The 20,126-nt window shown below is 58.3% G+C and carries 12 protein-coding genes; 4 read left to right on the top strand and 8 right to left on the bottom strand.

Translation table 11 applies throughout. The annotated features are described in order from the left end of the window. The first annotated feature begins 438 nt into the window (after window positions 1–438). Complete coding sequence (locus tag J3P93_RS22875) at window positions 439–1,389, top strand: IS481 family transposase (RefSeq protein WP_093096621.1); 951 nt, start codon at window positions 439–441, stop codon at window positions 1,387–1,389. Window positions 1,390–1,701: 312 nt separating this feature from the next. On the opposite strand, the gene J3P93_RS22880 is transcribed toward J3P93_RS22875, so the two are convergent. The 4 genes from J3P93_RS22880 to hmgA all read right to left on the bottom strand — a co-directional run bounded on the left by J3P93_RS22880 (window position 1,702) and on the right by hmgA (window position 6,473). After that, window positions 1,702–3,072, bottom strand: coding sequence for an MFS transporter (locus J3P93_RS22880; RefSeq protein WP_434592202.1), 1,371 nt, complete (start codon window positions 3,070–3,072; stop codon window positions 1,702–1,704). 140 nt (window positions 3,073–3,212) lie between these two features. Beyond that, window positions 3,213–3,848: a maleylacetoacetate isomerase gene (maiA, locus tag J3P93_RS22885; RefSeq protein WP_434592205.1), complete on the bottom strand. Its 636-nt coding sequence runs from the start codon at window positions 3,846–3,848 to the stop codon at window positions 3,213–3,215. 12 nt (window positions 3,849–3,860) lie between these two features. Further along, the gene (gene fahA / locus J3P93_RS22890) at window positions 3,861–5,165 is read right to left on the bottom strand and encodes a fumarylacetoacetase (protein WP_434592208.1); all 1,305 of its coding nucleotides are present in this window, start codon (window positions 5,163–5,165) and stop codon (window positions 3,861–3,863) included. A 3-nt stretch (window positions 5,166–5,168) separates the two neighbouring features. Next, window positions 5,169–6,473, bottom strand: coding sequence for a homogentisate 1,2-dioxygenase (gene hmgA / locus J3P93_RS22895; protein WP_434592211.1), 1,305 nt, complete (start codon window positions 6,471–6,473; stop codon window positions 5,169–5,171). Window positions 6,474–6,636: 163 nt separating this feature from the next. Between hmgA and J3P93_RS22900 the strand changes: the two genes are divergently transcribed. Then, window positions 6,637–7,416 carry an IclR family transcriptional regulator gene (locus J3P93_RS22900; RefSeq protein ID WP_434592214.1) on the top strand — a complete coding sequence of 260 codons (780 nt, stop codon included), beginning with the start codon at window positions 6,637–6,639 and terminating at the stop codon, window positions 7,414–7,416. Between the two features lie 28 nt (window positions 7,417–7,444). Here J3P93_RS22900 and J3P93_RS22905 read toward each other — a convergent pair whose 3' ends face one another. The 4 genes from J3P93_RS22905 to J3P93_RS22920 form a co-directional block, all read right to left on the bottom strand. Beyond that, window positions 7,445–10,909, bottom strand: a complete 3,465-nt coding sequence (locus J3P93_RS22905; RefSeq protein WP_434592216.1) for a dermonecrotic toxin domain-containing protein — start codon at window positions 10,907–10,909, stop codon at window positions 7,445–7,447. Window positions 10,910–11,064: 155 nt separating this feature from the next. Continuing rightward, complete coding sequence (locus J3P93_RS22910) at window positions 11,065–13,620, bottom strand: LuxR C-terminal-related transcriptional regulator (protein WP_434592219.1); 2,556 nt, start codon at window positions 13,618–13,620, stop codon at window positions 11,065–11,067. A gap of 139 nt (window positions 13,621–13,759) precedes the next feature. Then, the gene (locus J3P93_RS22915) at window positions 13,760–15,127 is read right to left on the bottom strand and encodes a DUF1329 domain-containing protein (protein WP_434592222.1); all 1,368 of its coding nucleotides are present in this window, start codon (window positions 15,125–15,127) and stop codon (window positions 13,760–13,762) included. 23 nt (window positions 15,128–15,150) lie between these two features. Next, on the bottom strand, window positions 15,151–16,944 hold the full coding sequence (locus J3P93_RS22920; RefSeq protein WP_434592224.1) for a DUF1302 domain-containing protein: 1,794 nt from the start codon (window positions 16,942–16,944) through the stop codon (window positions 15,151–15,153). A 723-nt stretch (window positions 16,945–17,667) separates the two neighbouring features. Here J3P93_RS22920 and J3P93_RS22925 point away from each other — a divergent pair. Further along, window positions 17,668–19,848, top strand: coding sequence for an S-type pyocin domain-containing protein (locus J3P93_RS22925; protein ID WP_434592227.1), 2,181 nt, complete (start codon window positions 17,668–17,670; stop codon window positions 19,846–19,848). Continuing rightward, window positions 19,845–20,114: a bacteriocin immunity protein gene (locus J3P93_RS22930; RefSeq protein WP_434592230.1), complete on the top strand. Its 270-nt coding sequence runs from the start codon at window positions 19,845–19,847 to the stop codon at window positions 20,112–20,114. Before J3P93_RS22925 ends, J3P93_RS22930 begins: the two co-directional genes overlap by 4 nt. Window positions 20,115–20,126 lie beyond the last annotated feature (12 nt).

Here is a 20,126-nt window from a genome sequence, read left to right on the forward strand (position 1 = left end):
TTTTTTCTCGAAACGCGCTAGAACATCGGCCCACATCGTTCGGGTATCCCTAAATGAATTTCAGGGGATTTTACAGAAGACCTTGAAAGGGATGGCCCTTACGGCGAGTCCCTTTTTCAGACGCCAAAAAGGAACCAAAAGGCTTTGCTCCTACGTACGGCCCTCGCAGGCTCGGGTCCCTTCGCTCCGGGATCGATCCGGGCGCAGCGGCTACGGTTTGCTTCGCTGCACCTACTTCCGCTGTGTACGACTTCGTCGTACGGTCGCTGCGCTCCCACGCCCGGATCGATCCCTCCACTCAGCCTTCCGATGTCGCCGGTTAGGCAAGATCAAGATCAAGAGCACTCGAGCTAGCTGTGATCTCTCTGTAGGTTGTTCACTCGGGGCTTTTCCGGGAAATTGGAGGTGCGAACCAAACCAAGCCCCCGGAGGCCCCGAGTGAACACTCATAAAAATGCCCGATTAACTGTTTCTGGTCGAGCCCTTCTTGTTCAAAGAGTCCTCACAGAGGGTTTGAGAGTTGAAGAGGTGGCCAAGGCCCAGGGGGTCAGCGTTCGCACTGCCTACAAGTGGATAAACCGCTATCGAACCGAAGGCGAAAAAGGTCTCCAGGATCGCTCATCCCGCCCGGCTTCCTGTCCGCACGCTACTGCCCCAGAGTGTCTGGAGAAAATCATCAAGCTTCGCCGTGAGCGAAAAACCTATGGCGAAATCAGTAAGTCTTTGAAGGTGGGGCATAGCACGGTAGGCAGGATATTGAGCCGCAACGGACTCAATCGCCTGGCTTATCTGGAACCGCCAGTTGCGGTTATTCGCTACGAATACTCTCAGCCGGGAGGCTTGCTGCACTTGGATATCAAGAGGCTGGGGCGCTTTAACAAACCTGGTCATCGAGTGACAAAAGACCGTCTGAAAGGCCGTTCTTACCATGTGGGTTGGGAGTTTGGACATGTTGCCATCGACGACCATAGTCGAGTGGCGCACTGTGGTTTATACCCAGACCAAACCGCTCGTAGCGCCTGCCTCGCGCTGATCCGGGCCCTGCGTTACTACAAAACGCTCGGCGTGAAATTCGAGCGGGTAATGACCGATAACGGCCCTTGCTACAAATCCAGGAGCTTCAAGCGCCTGTGCCGGCGGCTGCGGCTTAAGCACATCTTTACCAAGCCTTACACCCCGCGCACGAATGGCAAGGCAGAGCGATTTATACAGACCGCTCTGCGCGAATGGGCCTACGCCAGAAGTTATGAAAGCTCAGATCAACGCGCGACGTATCTGATGCCTTGGTTGCACAGGTACAACTGGCATCGCCCGCATGCCAGTTTGAGTTATTTACCACCGATTAGCCGAATAGCATCCGTGAACAACGTGGTGGGTTTACACAGCTAGCGCTCATTGTTGAGTGGTGAAGAGCGGAGCGGGTTGGCTTTGGATTTGCGGTGGATTCGCCCCTCACCCCAGCCCTCTCCCGGAGGGAGAGGGAGCCGATTTGGGTTGGATTCGGAATTTGTATTCGACTCGGTATTACAGGTCGGCGCAGCTCTCGCATCCACCTCGATCAGTCCCCTCTCCCTCCGGGAGAGGGCTAGGGTGAGGGGCTTTTGATTTGAAGGGCTGGCGAGCTGACACTCGACCTATGGTTATGCGCGATTTCATGTGGGAGCTAGCCCTGCTAGCGATGCGGGCGACTCGGTCTATCCGTCAGACCGCGCTATCGCTCTTCGCCAGCAGGCTGGCTCCCGCAGGACTTTGCCTGGCCTCGGAAGGCGTGCGAACCTGGATGATCAACAGTGCGGCGACGACCGCCGGGATCGCGCAGAAAAAGAAAATCTGCGCCACCGGTATGTGCATCGCCAGCAACAGGCTGCCGAACAACGGCCCGAGTATCGAACCAAAACGCCCCACGCCCAAGGCCCATCCGGTGCCGGTGGCGCGCACGTGCGCCGGGTAGAAATTGCTGGCAAACGCATTCAGCGTCAGTTGCCCGCCGATGATGCAGAACCCGGCCGCGAACACGCAGGCCACCAGATAGCGCGGGTTATCGTGATTGAGTCCGAGCAGGATCGTGCACAGCGCCGCGCCGGCGAGCACGCCGGACAACAGGCGCACCTTGTGCTTCAGGCGGTCAGCGAACCAGGCCATGCAGATTGCGCCAAGCGTGCCGGCGAAGAGGAACATCGAGGTCACCAGATTGGCTTGGTTGAGTTTCAGGCCGCTTTCCAACAGCAGCGAAGGCAGCCAACTGATCATGAAATACAACAGAATCAGGCTGACAAAAAATGTCGCCCAGATCAGCAGCGTCGGCCGCGCGTAGCCGTTGCGAAACAACTCAACCACCGTAAGTTTACTGCCCTGTTCGCGCGCGTTCTGCTCAACGCTGGCCACAGGCGGCTGCCAGTCCGGCAGCATCCGCGCGCTGACTTTGCGTAGTCGCGTATACGGCGGCGCGTCACGCAGCAGACGCGGCAGTGACTCCGGCAGCATCCACCACAAAAACGGAAACAGCAGTAACGGCGTGATGCCTCCGGCGAGAAACACCGCTTGCCAGCCGAACTGGTCGATAAACCCGGCGGCGACAAATCCACCGGCCGCCCCGCCGAAGGAAAAGCCGCAGGCTGCGAGCGTCACCATCAAGGTGCGCAAGCGCGGTGGCGAATATTCCGACATCAGCGCCATGGCGCTGGGCATCGCCCCGCCCATGCCGATGCCGCAGATAAAGCGCGCGATCATCAGGCTGTTCAGCGAGTCGGCAAACACCATCAGCACGGTCAACGTCGCATAGATCAGCACGCAGGCAAGCAGAATGCGCCGCACACCGAAGCGATCAGCCAGTGGCGTCACCGCGAGAGAGCCAAGGGTGAGGCCGAGCAGGTTGGCACTGAACACCGGCCCGAACGCCGATTTCTCCAGCCCCCAGTCCTGAGCCAATGCCGGCACCACATAACCGAGCACCTGGGCGTCGTAGCCATCGGTGACCAGCAGCAGCGCCAGCAGGATCAAGAGCAACCATTGATAACGGGACACAGGACGGGCGTCGAGTGCCGCGCGGAAGCTGGCAATCTGGTTGTGCATCGCAAGGTACCTGTCTTGTTTTTATGTTTCCCGACGGCGCTGATCCCTTGTAGGAGTGAGCCTGCTCGCGATTGCGGTGTGTCAGGCGGGATCATTCTGACTGACACACCGCTATCGCGAGCAGGCTCACTCCTACAGGGTTACCGGGTGTCGGGCTGGTGGGCCGGATGCGCTTTGATGAACGCCGGATGTTCCGCCGCCAGCGCCGCCACCCGACGGATTTTCGGATACGCCTCAAGGCTGACATTGAAGCGCTCTGCCGCATATAACTGCGGGATCAGATACACGTCCGCCACACATGGCCATTCACCGAAACAGAAGCCACTGTCACCGATCAACTGCTCCACCGTCGCCAGGCCCTGACTGATCCAGTGGCTGATCCACTCGATCACCTGCGGCTCGTCCTGCCCCAACTGGCGCAGGCGATTGAGCACGCTGACGTTGTGCAGCGGATGCACATCGCAACCGATCACCGCCGCCACGCCACGCACTTGCGCGCGGGCGACGAGATCATCCGGCAGCAACGGCACCTGTGGATAACGTTCCTCGAGATATTCGATGATCGCTGGCGACTGAATCAGCAAGGCGTCGTCATCGGTGCGCAACGCCGGCACCCGGCCCTGCGGATTGAGCGCCAGATACGCCGCTTGCCGATGCTCGCCACCTCCCGGCGCGATCAGGTTGACCGGCAGCGCCTGATATTCCAGCCCCTTGAGCGCCAGCGCAATGCGCACCCGATACGACGAGGTCGAACGGTAATAGGTATAGAGATCCATGAGCCGCTCCCGTCAGCGCGCCGCCAGCACTTTGCCGCGGCATTCGCCAAAGCCGATCGAGGCGAAACCGTCACGGGCGCAGCGTGCGCGCAGGATGATTTCGTCACCGTCTTCAAGGAATTTACGCACCTCGCCAGACGCCAGTTCGATCGGCTTTTTACCGCCCTCGGTGATTTCCAGCAGGCTGCCGAATTGACCGCTCTCGGGGCCGGACAAGGTGCCCGAGCCGAACAGATCACCGGCCTGCAACTGGCAGCCGTTGACGCTGTGATGCGCAACCATTTGCGCGACGGTCCAGTACATGTAGCGGGTGTTGCTCAAGGTCAGACGATGGGCCGGCAGGTTCTGCTCGCGCATGGCTTCGGTGAGCAGCAGCACTTCCAGTTCGATGTCGAAGGCACCGCCATCCTGATCGCGTTTGTCGAACAGATACGGCAGCGGTTGCGGATCGCCTTGCGGACGCGCTGGCTGCGCGGTGCGGAACGGCGCCAGTGCTTCGGCCGTTACCACCCAGGGCGACACGCTGGTGATGAAGCTCTTCGACAGGAACGGCCCCAGCGGCTGGTATTCCCAGGCCTGGATATCGCGCGCCGACCAGTCGTTGAGCAGGCAGAAACCAGCGATATGCTGCGCGGCATCGCCAATGGCAATCGAATCGCCCATCTCGTTACCCTGGCCGATCCAGATGCCCAGTTCCAGCTCGTAATCCAGACGCGCGCAGGGGCCGAACACCGGCTCGGTCTGACCGGCCGGCAGGGTCTGGCCCTTCGGCCGCCGCACGTCGGTGCCGGATACGCGTACGGTCGAGGCGCGGCCGTGATAGCCGATCGGTACGTGCTTGTAGTTGGGCAGCAACGGATTATCGGGGCGGAACAGTTTGCCGACGTTTTGCGCGTGTTCGATGCCGACATAGAAGTCGGTGTAGTCGCTGATGCGTGCTGGCAGGTGCATCTGGCAACCGGCGGCCAGAGGCAACAGTTTCCCCCCCTGCGCTTCAATGCTGCCGCGCAGGGTGCTGCCTTCGCTGAACAGTTCCAGCAGGCGCGAACGCAAGGCAATCCGCGCCTCACTGCCGAGTTCGAAAAACGCGTTCAACTGGCCGCCGTGCATGGCTTCAACGGCACTGCGCGCCGCACCGTCGAACAGCCCGGCTTCAAGCGCCACTTGCAGATCGAAGATGTGCTCGCCAATCGCAACGCCGGCGCGCGGCGCCGCACCGTTGCTGCTGAACACACCGAGGGGCAGGTTCTGCAGCGGGAAATCGGCGTGGCCGTTGGCCGAGGCGACCCAACTGCGGGTGATGGAATTCTGCGTCATGGGTTATCTCCGGGTCGGGTCGAACGTGGCGGGCAGCGTGGCCCAGCAGGCGTCGTAAGAAGGTTGCAGTTGCGGGCAGTCGAGGGCGAAGCGGCTTGGGCGCAGTACCTGGCTGGTCTCGAACATGAACGCCATGGTGTTATCGATCTTCGCCGGTTTGAGTTCAGCGTTGATCGCTTTGGTGCAGGTTTCGCCATCCGGGCCGTGGGCGCTCATGCAGCTGTGCAATGACGCGCCGCCCGGCACGAAGCCCTCGGCCTTGGCATCGTATTCGCCCTGGATCAGGCCCATGAATTCGTTCATCAGGTTGCGGTGGAACCACGGCGGACGGAAGGTGTTTTCGGCGACCATCCAGCGCGGCGGGAAGATCACGAAGTCGAGGTTGGCCAAGCCGTGCACGCTGGTTGGCGAGGTCAGCACGGTGAAGATCGACGGATCGGGATGATCGAAGCTGACTGTGCCGATCGTGTTGAAGCGGCGCAGATCATATTTGTACGGCACGTTGTTGCCGTGCCAGGCGACCACGTTGAGCGGCGAATGATTGAGTTCAGTGGCCCACAACTGGCCAAGGAATTTCTGCACCAGCGTGGTCGGTTGCTGCAGGTTTTCGTAAGCGGCGACCGGGCTGAGAAAATCCCGCGGATTGGCCAGGCCATTGCTGCCGATCGGCCCCAGGTCTGGCAGACGCAGCGGCGCGCCGTGGTTTTCGGCGATATAGCCACGCGCCTGCGCGTCGAGTAGTTCAACGCGGAATTTCAGACCGCGCGGCAGCACGGCGATCTCCAACGGTGCGACTTCCAGCACGCCCAATTCAGTGGCGATACGCAGACGGCCGAGTTGGGGCACCAGCAACCATTCACCATCAGCATTGAAGAACACGCGCTCCATCGAACGGTTGGCGAGGTAATTGTAAATGCTGATCCCGGCCGGTTTTTCCGCGCTGGCATTGGCGGCCATGCTCACCAGCCCGTCGATGAAATCGGTCGGTTCGGCCGGAATATCCAGCGGGTTCCAGCGCAGGCGATTGGGCGTCACCTCGCCCAGCGGTCCGCCGGCGATTTGCCGCTCGAGTTTGGCGAAGGCCGGGTGATTGGCTGACGGCTGAATCCGGTACATCCAGGTCCGCCGCGCTTCACTGCGGGCCATGGTGAACGCGGTGCCGGAAAACAATTCGGTGTAGAGGCCGTACGGGGCTTTTTGCGGAGAATTCTGGCCAACGGGCAGCGCGCCGGGCAACGCTTCAGAGCTGAATTCGTTGCCGAACCCGGACTGATACGCCAAGGCCTGAGCGGTTGAATCGGAGTTCATGGAGCCTCCTGAACAGGGAGTCGGCAGTGGCCCATCGCTCTGGCTCAGAGGTCTCGGCACGCCGGGGTTGTTATTATCGTAATCTGATTACGCATAACGTAATTTGCTCGCTATCCAGCGTCAAGCTATAAAGACGCCCATTCGAAACCGGAACCGCCAGCCCATGGAAAAAACCAGCGACAGCAACGGCAAACAGAAAGTCCGCTCCGCCGAGGTCGGCACTGACATCCTCAAGGCGCTGGCCGAGCTGTCGCCATCGACGTCATTGTCGCGCCTGGCCGAGCACGTGCAGATGCCGGCGAGCAAGGTGCATCGTTATCTGCAAGCGTTGATCGCTTCAGGTTTTGCCGAGCAGAACGCTGCGACCAACCATTACGGTCTGGGCCGGGAAGCGCTGCGCGTCGGCCTCGCCGCCCTCAACAGCATGGACGTGCTGAAAGTCGCCGCCCTGCCCTTGTCCGAGTTGCGCGACGAACTCAATGAAACCTGCTTTCTGGCGGTATGGGGCAACCAAGGTGCGACCGTGGTGCATATCGAACCGGCTGTGCGCGCGGTGACGGTGGTAACGCAATTGGGCTCGGTATTGCCGCTGCTCAGCTCCTCGACCGGGCTGGTGTTCAGCGCCTACCTGCCGCATCGGGAAACCGATGACTTGCGCGAAATGGAAGTCGCCGCCGCCGAGCATCCGCTCAAGGACCAAAAGGCTTACATCACGCTGTGCGAACAGATCCGTGCACGCGGCCTGCATCATGTGCACGGTTTGCTGATGCCGGGAGTGGATGCGTTGTCGGCGCCGGTGTTCAACGCCGTCGGACAGATCGCCGCGGTGCTGACCATTGTCGGCCCGACTTCGCTGTTCCACGCCGACGAAAACGGCCCGGCGGCGCAGCGGTTGCTGGCTGCGACGCGGGCCGTGAGTTGGCGAATGGGGTATGAAGGTTAAGACCGAGGCAATGAGCGCTCGAACATGATCAATGAACCGTGGTTTTACTCAGCCCGAAATCGGCGCTTTCCATGATGGTCGCGAAGATTCCGGTCAGCGTTTCCTTGAGGTCTGGCTCGCCGGTGTAATACGTGACCAGTTCAGCCACTGTTCGCGCGTCTTCGAACAGACTGAAAAACGACCGTTGCACATGGGTCAGCTGTTTGACCGGTGCACCTGCCGCCGCTGCCTGGCCCAGGGTGAGCAACCCGATCATAGCTTCCTGTACATGCCCCAGTGCGGCGGAATAATCACCCCGTCTGTGCGACTGTGACGCATCATAGATGCTCTTCATCATCTGCACGGCCACCACCACCGTGCCGACCGGCGGCACCAGCAGGCTGACGATGCCCGCGGCTTTGATCACGTTGTCGTAAACAAGACCGGCGATGACCTCGTTCAGGCTGACAGTGCGTTCGTCGATATCACTCAACACGCGGCGCACGCGCTCATCATGAAAAGTGAACAGGTCAGGTAGCTTCGCGCGGTTCTGGGTGCCGACAGCCCGCCTTTCATCAACCGTGGCAACAAGCCTGTCAAAATAATCACTGATTACTTTTTGATCAACGAGCAGTATCCGATCGCTGAAATACTCCCTGAATGGCCCGTATCGAAAACGGATGGAGGGAATGAAGTCTGCAATCGGGCGGAAGCTGACAAGGTCTGGTGCATCAGGTGTATAGAGCACGTTGACAAAGCCCGAAAGCAACTTCAGACGGAATATATACACACCGCCGACTGTGCGGTCTTGCGCTACGGTCAAACCCAGCGAATCGATATTGAATTTGTATAAGCCTTCGTCGCCTTCGAACGTATTATTCGCGATGGACTGATTGCCGCCGCTCTCCTTCAAACCATCAATGACCCGCTGGACGGCTGAAAAGGCCTCAGTCGACAACCTACCGTTGATATAGTCTGAAACCGCGTTGCAGTTCATCTCACAGCGAATCTTCCGGGCGTGTACAGCGCGTTTGAATGCATAACCAGGGTGAGCCTTGTCCTGATATTGCGCCCTTAGCATCGCGCTATACTTGTCACCTGGACGAAAGGTTTTCGACAGCGAGGAAAGGTCGCGGATATCCAGTTTTTCAATGGCCGGGTGTCCACCCAACAGATAATACTTTGGGCTGAACTTCGTTTCGTAGGCAGGGTGTACCGCTTCAAATGCCAACCCTTCAACCAAGAGGTCGGTAACACTCTTACGAAACTCTTCCGTGTGGATGATTATCTGATCAGGATTGACCGTAACGATGGTCCCCCGACTGCGCAAGATTTCTTCTATCTGCGCTTTTACCGAGTCATAGGTGAATTGCTCGAACGTTGGAAAACCGTTTTCTCGCGCCTCTACCGTGGAGAGCGCCTTGAGTTCCGTGGTTAACCGGGAATAACGCCTGCGGCCTGCAATTCCCAGCGCTCGGTAAGTGGCCGGTGCAATTGCCTTGTGCAAGGCAATCTCGGCGCGATAAGCGACGTTGACGTAGTCGAGCAAGGGGGCGTTGGGGTTCAAAGAAAGATCGGCCAGACTGTAATCGAGCGTGTACTTGTAAGTTATTCCGGTGCGCGCACTACCCAGCAATTCACCCGCTTCGTGCAGATAATCCGGATGGATTGCCAGCGCCGCATATTCGCGATTTGCCGATAGCACCGATTCCAGCCAGCGATTCGCCGCGTAAATCCCAGAAAACTTTCGAAATTTGAAATCGCCGTCAGGCGATTTGAAAAATATCAGCAACGGTGAGTATCCATTAGCCGAAATAACCAGGACGTCCTTTAACGCTGGTCTCTGTAACCTGATGTTCAAGCCCTGCAGGATGATCGACGGATCATTGGCCATGGCACGGGAAACAACATTCAAATCATTTGCATCCAATTCTCCAGCGTGACGAGCAACAAAAGCTGCAAACTCCATCTGGCTAAATAGATAGTTCCGGTAAGCCTGTTGATAATCGACCGAGGGTGAGGACGGAAAGCTCGCTGTGAACTGAAGGCGCAAGTTGCGATTCGCCAACCACTGTTCAAGCGCAACCGTTGTCAGCCGGCTTCCGCGGGGTGCATCCACCAGGCGGATAATCGCTTTATGAGCATCATCATGCAAACCGAAGACAATGAACTCCGTCAGTGTGCGAGTTTCCTCCTGCACAATGGTTCGACCGGCAACTTGCATGGAGTAGGAACTGTGAACACTAATGTTTTCCGGATCCAGTCGTTCTCCGAGGACTCTTTCCGCCCACTCGGAAAATGTTCGCAAGACGAAGTCCTTGAACGAAAAACATGTGTTGAAAACAGTCTCAAAATCGACTTGGTATTTATCCCTGGATGTTTCGAGCTCTGTATACCGCTTTTGAATATCACTGCCGGCGCCTTTAAGCCAAAGCGGCCAGTCGGTGCGCTTCAAAGCTGCCCACAGAAGATGGAAGCGGCTGTTGATGCCGTAACGCAACACATGCATGCCTTGATTTTCCTGCAGTACGGAAGTCAGCGTTTGTTGCAGTTGCTCACGGCCAGCTATAAAAGCCGTTACACTCTCGAGTTGACCCTGAAGATGGACTTCAACGCAGAACGCATGAGGGCTTCGCGTGGCGTTGAGATACTTTATTTGGCTGCTATCCAGATACAATCGAGCTTGTAATTTGCTGTGCAGATCAATGTTTTTGTCAAAATACTCAAAGCCTTTTTCCAGCGTATGCAGGAGGTAAGAGGTTGACTCATTGACCAGTTTCATTTCTGCTTCTGGACGTTCGGCATTGTCCAGAACAAAACAGGGCTGAAGCAAATCGAGATAATCCGGTGTTGGTTGCTGAATGACTTCGTACACCCCTTGACCGGTTGCCGTATCAAGCAGCGAAGCAAATCGCTCGCCCAGATAACCATCGAAATTTTGCGCCATGCCCGATAGCGATAATTCTGCGCTCGTCACCAGGCCGTAAGCCTGAATAAATGCCTGCTTGTTGGTCAGCGACGCATTTTCTGGACGAGTAGAGCTCACCGCGGCAGCCCAGAATGTCTGGAGTTCGGTGCGCAGGTTATTTTCCAGGCCAGAAGACAAAGCCGAGACCATATCCTGCACGATATGAACGTTGAGACCGTCGACTTTGAATTGATCGCTGAAGGTATCGGGCAGGAAAAACACCCCGTCATCACCTGCGTTCCAGGCAGGGACCACGTTATTATCGAGACAGTAAAGTGTTACCTCCCAAAGAGAACCCGAGGGACGATTTACACTGGCATGTAGAGAAGTACCGGTATTGACGTAGACATTGTCGATATCAATATCCTTGCCCAAACGCTGTAACTCGGCGACGAGCGTTTTGCGCAAAATATCTTGTACAGTCGGTATTGCCTCGATAATTGCGAACAACTCGTCTTTAGCACGCTGGGCTTTTTCCCATTCTTCGACCCAGGTTACCTGCTCGCCGATTGAATGACGCATTAAACTCTTGAATAAACTGCTCATATCGCCTCCTTGTTTACTATCCATAACTGCGAATGCAGCACCTGACGATAGATACAAGGTAGATTTTCTTCTCACCAATAAGAAGCCTGAATAGATTACAAACCATGCCCAACAAAAAGAAACGTCAACTTCCAATTGCGACGACGAGCACAACTTTAATCAAGTATCCCCACTGCCTTTGCTTTCGCCACCGCTTGGGTGCGGCGTTCCACACCCAACTTTCCATTTATTCGCCTTGCGTGGGTTTTTACAGTATGCAAGGAAATAAATAGGTGTTCGGCAACTTCCTGATTAGAGAGTCCCTGCGCAATCAGCACCAGTACTTCGCGTTCACGGCGGCTAAGTCCTGGCAATAGATTAACTTCCCCGGATGCTGAAGCAGGAACAGCCGTGGCCGATGCGGTGGCTGCCTGACCTCGGCGTAATTGCCATTCCCGTATGGCTTGATGCAAATGACATTGTTCAACAAGCCCCCGCGCCCGCTCCAAGGCTTGCTGCGCCATGGTGCTATCGCCGACGGACTCCGCCAATTGGGCGACAGCCAGCAGTAATTCCGTTTCCGCCGCCAACATGCCCTGTGTCCGGGCTCGTTTTAATAGAGCTTCTATTGCCGGGATACAGGTTCGATCCGGGCTCAACTGCATACGTGCGCAAGCCAGCAGGTATTCGATACGGGTAATCAATTCGAATGTCGCCGGAGGCGCCTGCAGAGCAGCAGGGCCGCGGTAATGCCGCAATAGCCGCCCTAACGCTTCATGTGCCAGTTGCGGTCGGCCTTGCTGCAACCAGAACTGGCTACTGACCTGCAGCACGACACCGCGATAGACCGTCTCGGGAATCTGCCGCTGCTGCATGACCCTTTCAGCCTCGCGCAAGCGTTCGAACGCGCCGGCGTAATCGCCACGATTGCCTGCCAGCTGAGCCTGCCCCAGGTAGCCATACAACACCCGCTTGTCTTCACTGCGCAGGCAGTCCTCCAGGCCTTGGCTGAACAGATCTGCAGCCCGCTCGTCACACCCCATGCATAGCGCCAGCCGGCCTCGCCGCAGCGCGATCCTTCCGAGCAGGGGCGTGGGCGTCACCCTGCGCTGACGCAGCAAATGCTCGATCTCCATGAGCAGACTTTCAGCACGTACAGGGGCGCCCCGCTGCTCCAGCCATTGGGCGTGGTCGAGCTCAAGCAAGCCTTCGAACAGCAATGAGCCGTGAGCGCGTGCCAGGCACAGTGCCTCACGGTTGATGGCGTGGGCCTGATCGAGCTCACCACACAGCAGTGCTTGTTGAGTCAGCCCGGACAGGCATAACAAGCGCGCTTGCCAGGCACCGGGAGCCAGCGCTGCCAACGCTTCGTGAAAACACACGCGCGCCATTTCCATCTGCCCTTGCAAGTGACAAAGCCAGCCTTGTTGCGCCTGCCAGCGCGCGAGCAACTGCTGCTCCAGATGCGCCGAAGGCTGCGGCATGAAGCGGGACGACCGGGCCATGCATTGCGCGGCCTGTTCGAAGCGCCCGGCGAAAAGCAGTGCGCCAGTGACCAGACCAATCAGTTGCGGAGTCACCAGGGTCAGTTCCTGGCTCTGTTGCTCATGGAACCGCAATAACAGCACAACCGTCCGGTCCTCAAACAAGTCCTCAAAACTGAAATGCTGCAACAGGCTCGCGGCGGTTTCATATTCTTCGGCCAGCAGCGCATGTTCAAATGCCGCTCGCCAATCCTGCGCCGCGCTGAACCACTGACAGGTTCGCCGGTGCCAGGAGCGCGCGCAGGGCCAATTTGACTCGCGCATGATTCGCGACAAGGGTGGGAAGATCTGCTGCCAATCGGCGCAGTCGTTCCACGGTTCGATGAAGCAGCCAAGCACTTGCAGATCATGCAGAAGCTGCGCGCCCTCACCGGCGCCAAACAAATGCTCACACAGTTGCGCATTGAACCGCGGCAGATGGACCAGCACACGCCATGCCTCGGCCTGCTCCGGCGTCAGACTGCTGAACAGTTCGTGTTGCAGGTAATCCAGCAACGTGTCGACACGCTGCCTGGACTCAAGGCGTTGCGACCAGTCGCACTTTTGCAGAAGCAGCATGCGCACGCCGGCGCACCAACCGCCGGTGCGCTGGACAATGCGAGCAGCGACAGTGTCGGCCTTATCTGGCGACAAGTGACGCAGCACCGACGCCACTTCATCGCGCGTCAACGCAAGGCTGGCGCGCTCACATTCAAACAGTTCGTCATCAAGCAGAAGGCGCGGCCAATTGCACTGCGGTCGACGGCGAGTGCTGATCCACCAGACAAGCGCCGGACTGCTGATCGCAAGCAAGCGATCCAATAAAGCATCCAGCGCCGGATCCGGCAGGCGACAGTAATCATCAATAAACAACGCCGTGGTCCTGGACCAATTTGCCAGCGCCGCGCACAGCGCTGACTCACCAAGGTCTTCGTCCAGTCCCAACGCAAGGGCCAGGTGCAGGCAGAACGCCTCACGGCTGAGCGTTGCGCCCGCCAGCGGCAGCCAGATCGCTTCGCTGTCCGCACGCACCTGGAGCAAACACTCGGCAAACAGCGCGGTTTTGCCGCTGCCCGCCGGTGCACAGACCAACCTGACCCGCGCCGTCGACGCCAACAACGGTTCGCTTAAACGGCTGCGAAACTGGTGATGAGAAGAAAGCCTGGGCAAAAAACCGGGTCGATCCAGGCAGGGCGTCATGGCTGTCATCGGCTGGGCCTTTTTATCGTTGTGCCGTCACCCTAGCCCTCTCCCGGACACTTGTTGATAAATATTCAGCGCGCTGATTGAGGGCCATAAAAAAGGCGACCGTGCGGTCGCCTTTTGTACTGCCCAGGTATCGAAACCGTTACCGCACGCCCTCGGCACGCAACGCCGATGGTGTGTAGTCGGCAGCCTTGGCTTCGAAGCGGAACTCGAAACTGTGCTTCTCTTCGTTCTTCATCCCCAGCGCGATGTAGCGGCCGGCGATGATGTCGTAGAGGGCTTCGAGGGTATAAGCCTGGGTCTGGTGGTCGTAGTAATACTGCGAGTGACCTTCAGCAACGCGCCACAGTTGCCCGCGTCCATCGTAGTGATCGGCCAGCGCGACTTGCCAGCTGTCTTCATCGATGTACATGTGGCGTTTGGCATAGATGTGGCGTTCGTTCGGCTTGACCGTGCCGATCACTTCCCAGACCCGGTGCAATTCATAACGGGTGAGGTCCTGATTGATGTGGCCCGCCTTGACGATGTCGTCGTACTTGAGTTTCGGCGAGTCGAGCTTGTAGCTGTTGTACGGGATGTACATTTCCTTCTTGCCGACCAGTTTCCAGTCATAGCGATCCGGCGCGCCGGAGAACATGTCGAAGTTGTCGGAAGTACGCAGACCGTCGGCGGCGGTGCCCGGGCCGTCATAGGCGACTTGCGGGGCGCGTCGGACGCGGCGTTGTCCGGCGTTGTAGATCCAGGCCAGACGTGGTTCCTTCACCTGATCGAGGGTTTCATGCACCAGCAGCACGTTACCGGCCAGACGTGCCGGCGCGGTGACCGACTGCTTGAAGAAGGTCAGCACGTTGGCGGCTTTTTCCGGATCGAGTTCCTTCATCAACTGCGGCACCGCCACCTCTTCTTCGAAGCGGATCGGCGTGTAGCTGCCGTTGGTCTGCGGCGTGACCTGGGTGATGATCCGCCGCAGGTTGCCGCCGTGATAGCGGGTGATGTGGTTCCACAAAACCTCGACACCGTTTTTCGGAATCGGGAAGGCGTAGTAGCGATTACCGGTGAAGTTCGCCAGGCCGTTGCCGTCGTTGATCGAGGTCACATTCAACGCGCTGCGTTTGGCCGATTCGTAAATTTCCGCCGGCGCGCCCACCGTGCGATGCGTCGGGTAGACCGGGATCTTGTAGGTTTCCGGATAGCGTTTGAACATCGCTACCTGACCGTCGGACAGCTTGCTCTTGTACTGCTCGACGTTGGCCGCGGTGATGGTGAACAGCGGCTTTTCATTGGCGAACGGGTCAGCGAGGAAACCCTTGCTGTCCACCGCACCGGCGTTTATCGGGATGCCGCCAGTCCAGGCCGGGATCGAACCATCAGCGTTGCCGGCCTTTTCAGCGCCGAGCGGGGTCAGGCTGGTGCCAAGTTTGTTCGCTTCATCCGGCGACACCGCCGCCATCACATTGGCCGCCAGCAGACTCAGGGCCAGCACGCCACATTGCAGAATCATTTTGCGCATTGCATTCATCCTTCTCGGGCAGATCAGAAGTTCACACCGAAGCTCAAAGCGACGAAGTCACGGTCCTCAAGCACGTTGTAGTCCCCACCGAAGAAGTCGGTGTAACTGAGGCTCGCGGTGTAGGTGTTGCGGTAGTCGGCATCGACGCCGACGCTGATCGCTTTCGCGCCTTCGTTGAACAGGCCGTTGGGACCGTAACCGGCGACGTCATGCGACCACGACAGGTTGGGTTTGAAGTTGACGCCGCCGATCACGTTGGCGTAATCGAGAATGGCCCGGGCGCGATAGCCCCATGAGGTCGAGGTGACGAACCCGTCGGTGTCGCCACCGAAACCGTATTGCCCGTAAACCGAATCGCGGCCGTAACGCAGGTCACTGCGCGACTCCAGCCCACCGACGTGCACCACCGCCGCTTCGCCGACCACAGTCAGGCGTTCCGCGCCCAGGACCTGATCGAAGAAGTGCGTCAGCGTGCTCTGCACCTGCGTGACTTCCTTGCGGCGATAGCCCTTGTTGTCGGCGCCCGGCGAGGTCACGAGCGGCGAAGCGCTGCCGCCGGCAATCGGATTGACCAGCGCCAGCGTCAGGTCGTTGGTGTTGACCTGCACCGGGGCGTTGGGCCGGTAGCTGATCTCGCCAGTCCATGCGGTACCGGTAGGCAGCGTGGTGGAAAAGCTTGCACCGTAGAGCCGAATGTCTTCGGGATATTCGAGGTAATACTGGCCGCGTCCGAGCATCACGCTTTGCGCCAGCCCCGCACCGCTGCCCGGCGCCAGACGGTTGGCAATGCCGACCATGCCGGGCAATGCTGCAAGCGTCGACAACCCCGCAGTGGTGGTGCCGACCGTTGGCGTGCGGCTGTGGTAGTTCATGAAGTAGAGGCCGTATTCGGTGTCTTCGCCGAGCCAGCGCAGCGCCGTGCCCCACTGCCCGGAATCGCGCGCATCACGATCGCCGCCACGGGGAATGACCACACCCTCGCGGGTCACCTGAATGCCTTGGCCAAACGCAGTGGTCAGCGGCACCAGTGGCGCCACCGCCGGGCTGCCGACGGTGTAGCCGTTGTTGCAGCCATCCGCTGCGACGTCGACACCGAAGAAAGTGCCGCAGTTGTCGAGAACGGTCTGGTCCCACTCCAGTTGATAAAAACCTTCAACCGAGAGTTTGTCGGTGAGGCTCTGCGAGCCGAACAGCATATTGACCGGAATCAGACCTTCCTTGATCTCCGCACCGGGGCGGCGAAACGCCGAGACATCGATCGGGTTGATGCTGTTGATCGAGTTACCGATGAAGGTACTTTCGCCCCAGCTCACGACTTGCTTGCCGGCCCGCACGGTGCCCGGCAGATTGGCGATGGCGTAGTTGTGATACACGAAGGCATCGAGAATCTGCGCGCCGGAGGACTTCGCGCCTTCCTTGCGGCCGCTGTCGCTGATCTGTTTGAACTCGCGGTCCTCATCCTTGAGTTCGAAGTCGTACCAGTACTTGCCGCGCACGAACACGCCGGTATCGCCGTATTTGAGTTCGAGATCGTGAATGCCTTTGAAGATCTTCGAGAAGGTCTCGCCCTTCTTGAAATTCAAGCGCCCGTCATCACCGGTCGAGGATTGCCCGGTGCCGCCGTTGACCGTGCCGACCAGTGAGCGGTCGGCATCGCGCATGCCCCAGCTCGCGCCGATCGACAGGGACGAATCGAAGGTGCCTTCGATTTCGCCGATGTTGAATGCAACCGCGTGCGCCTGGGCGCAGCAACCCAAAGCCACCGCGGCAGCCAGCGCCTGCGGTGTGAAGATGGCGCGCATTGTTGTTTTTGTCATGCGTCTTCCCCGGTGAGTGACAGAAGGCCCCACCCTACTGCCGCACCACCGCGTCGATAAGCGCACCAAGGAGGTATTTGCGTTGTCGCTCGAAAGGATGAATGCCCGCGCAATGCGGGGCATTGCGCTGCTCATGGACCGGCTGGATGAACGATCATCAGCGCCGCGCATGGTGCCTTTCAGCGCACGACACTGTTACATGCCCCGCAACAGTGCATGTCCGGAATCGGTATTTTTCCTACAGACCCAACGCCGTATTCTGGGTGCGTTTTCACGGGACCTCCGTAAAGCATCCAGCATTGGCCTTTGAGCAAATCGGGCATTGCTGACAGATTTCAGATCAATCGAAGGTTCCGGTTGATCGCCCCGCTGTTCACTGACGTTGATTTGTAGCTCCTTGATCCAACGTCTTGCCTTGGCCGCTGCGTTTGCAGCGGCCTTTTTTATGGCTGGTGAAAAGTCCGGGCGTTCGGGATGCAAAAAAAACCGAACGCAGCGTGGGACATTTCCTGACGCCCAGAAGAATTATCCCCGCGTGTTCACTAATCGACGAAAGCGCTCTCCAGACAACGCCCGTTTACTGACGGGCTTCTCAGAATCGGTCACCGCAACTCTGATGTAACTTGAAACACCTCAACCCTTCGCTGGTGACACGGACGTCACCACCGGCCGGCCGTGCTGAATTACCAGCGAACTACCACGCACATTCAAAAGGACATGAATATGCAAAAGCCCCCGACATGGGAGTTGACCGAAGCTGTCCATACGACAGCGGTTGCGCCCAATCACATTCCAGTTGCCTCTGGAACATCAACGACGATTCCGAACAGCGGCATGTTCGGCCCGCACAACTTCGGTCCACAGAACCTTGTCGTCGCTAACTTCAAAGCGATAGAAGCGACCAAGGCAGCACTCGCGCAGGAATATCAGAACCGAGCCCAGCAACTGCCGCAGACGCTGGAAAACGAACTGGCCGCAACAAGGCTGGAAGGTACGACCCATCCGCTTCCACCCGCGGACTCGCTCGTTCGCGAACTGGGAGTTCGCACCACGCTGCTGCAGCGAAAAAACGCAGAGTTTCAGCAAAAAACGGCTTTGGCCAATCGATTTTATGGCAGCGATCCGCTCGACAAAAAGCTGATCGATTTTTATCAAAAAGCGGTCACCCTGCAAAATCCGGTAATGCCGGGCGGGATAGCAATACAAGCCTGGACCGCCTCCTACAGAGCGGCCCATGACGCCCGCTTGCTGGCGCAAGCAATCCAAGTGTTCAACCAGCAGCAAATCAACGTGCAGAACTGGCTGGCCACGGTTCAGGCCAACGACCGCGCGCAAGCGGCTGCCGCACAAGCGCAGCGAGTGGCAGCGGAACGCGCGCGGATTGCCGCTGAACAGCAACGTCAGAGAGAGATTGCCGAAGCTGCACGCCGAGAGCAGGCGCAAATTCTGGCCCGTGAACAGGCACGACTTGCTGCGATGGCAGAGGCTCAACGTCTGGCAGTCGAACAAGCGCGACTGGCTGCCGAAGCGGCGCAGAGACACATTGCCGCCGAGCAGTCGAGACTCGCCGCAGAAGCGCAACGACTGCGCCAGATTGAGGCGCAAAGGGCGATAGTCCAACAGCAGACCGAGCAGCGTGATGCGCAAAATCGTCTGGAGCAGCAGAAGAAAGATCAGAGAAAGGCCCGAAGAAAACAACAACGACAAGCCCGCCTGCAAGCGCGTGCGGCGGAAAAGGTTCGTGCAGAACAAGCTCGTTTTTACGCTGAACGGCGAGCGCAGACCGAGGTGCGCTGGGAGCGGCCGGAATTTGCCAATATCGGTTCATTGTCCGCGTTTGGCCCAACGTTCGCCGGCACACTCGGTTCACTGGGCAGCAGCCCCGCGGATGCCTTGGCGATCAGATCGGCATTTCACTCGGCAATTACCATCGCCACCGCAGCGATCTCGTCTGCGGCCGCACCGGTGCTGGTCGGTTTCGCCGCGCTGCTCGTGCCCTCGGAGCTGGGCAATGGCGACCTCTTTAGCGCCAGCGTCCCGTTGTCGGACCTTGCACCTGACCTGACAACCGATTTGTATGATTTGGCGACCACCGCGGGTGAGGTCGATCTGCCAGTCAGACTGGGTTCAAGAACGATTGGCAACAGGGTCGAGATTGTCGTTGTCAGCACCGATGGGGCGACGGTACCCAGCGCTGTGCCGGTCAGAGTTGCGCGATACGACGCGCAGAAAGCCGTTTACGTTTCCAGCTCGTCCGACAACGAAACCAAAGGTCCCATCGTCACCTGGACGCCGCGGGTGGAGCCGCTGAATCCATCGACCGAGTCGCCATGGGTCGATACAGATTTACCCGTGTATGAAGGCGCCGAAGTTACACCTGACAGTGGTCGGATCGATCTCCACCCGCAGTGGGATCGCTACGGTTTTGGTGGATGGATAACGGTCTTCCCGATCGAGTCCGGCATTGCCCCGGTATTCACCATGTTCCGGGACCGACGCCAGGATCCTGGAGTCGCTAGCGGAGTCGGCCAGCCGGTGTCAGGCAATTGGCTGGGAGCGGCTGCCACGGCGCAAGGCGCAGCGATTCCTGAGCAGATTGCAAACAGACTCCGAGGAAGGGAGTTTTCGAGCTTCAGGGCTTTCCGCAAAACGTTTTGGAAGGCTATCGCGGCAGATAAAGACCTTCTCTCGCAGTTCAGTCATATCGATCGGTCATCTCTTCTCCACGGGTTATCGCCCAAGCCAAAGCAAATAGAACACATCGGAAAACGTAGAAAATACGAACTGCATCATGTAATACCTATTGAACTCGGTGGAGCGGTCTACGACATGGATAATCTAAAAGTACTTACTCCCAAACAGCACATCAAAATTCACTCCCTCAAGAGGGGAGCAGGCAAATGATCGAAAATCTGAAAAGCAAATTCGAAGACTACACAGAGCGCGAATACCTGGAACTCGTCAGCAAGTTGTTCGATGGAAGCTATGGGTCAGAGGCCGAGCACGACGATATTTTTGAAGCCATCATCAATACCTCGGAGCACCCGAATGCTTGCGATGTGTTGTGCCACCCGGAGCAAGATGTCGAGGATAGTCCGCAGGGTGTGATCGACGTTTTCAAAACCTGGCGAGCAGCCAACCGAAAACCTGGATTCAAAGCTGAAGAATAGTAAAAAGAGCAG

It is taken from the genome of Pseudomonas sp. R3-57 (assembly GCF_051132065.1).
In the GTDB taxonomy this organism is placed as follows: domain Bacteria; phylum Pseudomonadota; class Gammaproteobacteria; order Pseudomonadales; family Pseudomonadaceae; genus Aquipseudomonas.

Coding starts and splice junctions, on each gene's coding strand:
- J3P93_RS22880 (WP_434592202.1), bottom strand. CDS start 3,072: ATGCACAACCAGATTGCCAGCTTCCGCGCGGCACTCGACGCCCGTCCT.
- maiA (WP_434592205.1), bottom strand. CDS start 3,848: ATGGATCTCTATACCTATTACCGTTCGACCTCGTCGTATCGGGTGCGC.
- fahA (WP_434592208.1), bottom strand. CDS start 5,165: ATGACGCAGAATTCCATCACCCGCAGTTGGGTCGCCTCGGCCAACGGC.
- hmgA (WP_434592211.1), bottom strand. CDS start 6,473: ATGAACTCCGATTCAACCGCTCAGGCCTTGGCGTATCAGTCCGGGTTC.
- J3P93_RS22900 (WP_434592214.1), top strand. CDS start 6,637: ATGGAAAAAACCAGCGACAGCAACGGCAAACAGAAAGTCCGCTCCGCC.
- J3P93_RS22905 (WP_434592216.1), bottom strand. CDS start 10,909: ATGAGCAGTTTATTCAAGAGTTTAATGCGTCATTCAATCGGCGAGCAG.
- J3P93_RS22910 (WP_434592219.1), bottom strand. CDS start 13,620: ATGACAGCCATGACGCCCTGCCTGGATCGACCCGGTTTTTTGCCCAGG.
- J3P93_RS22915 (WP_434592222.1), bottom strand. CDS start 15,127: ATGCGCAAAATGATTCTGCAATGTGGCGTGCTGGCCCTGAGTCTGCTG.
- J3P93_RS22920 (WP_434592224.1), bottom strand. CDS start 16,944: ATGACAAAAACAACAATGCGCGCCATCTTCACACCGCAGGCGCTGGCT.
- J3P93_RS22925 (WP_434592227.1), top strand. CDS start 17,668: ATGCAAAAGCCCCCGACATGGGAGTTGACCGAAGCTGTCCATACGACA.
- J3P93_RS22930 (WP_434592230.1), top strand. CDS start 19,845: ATGATCGAAAATCTGAAAAGCAAATTCGAAGACTACACAGAGCGCGAA.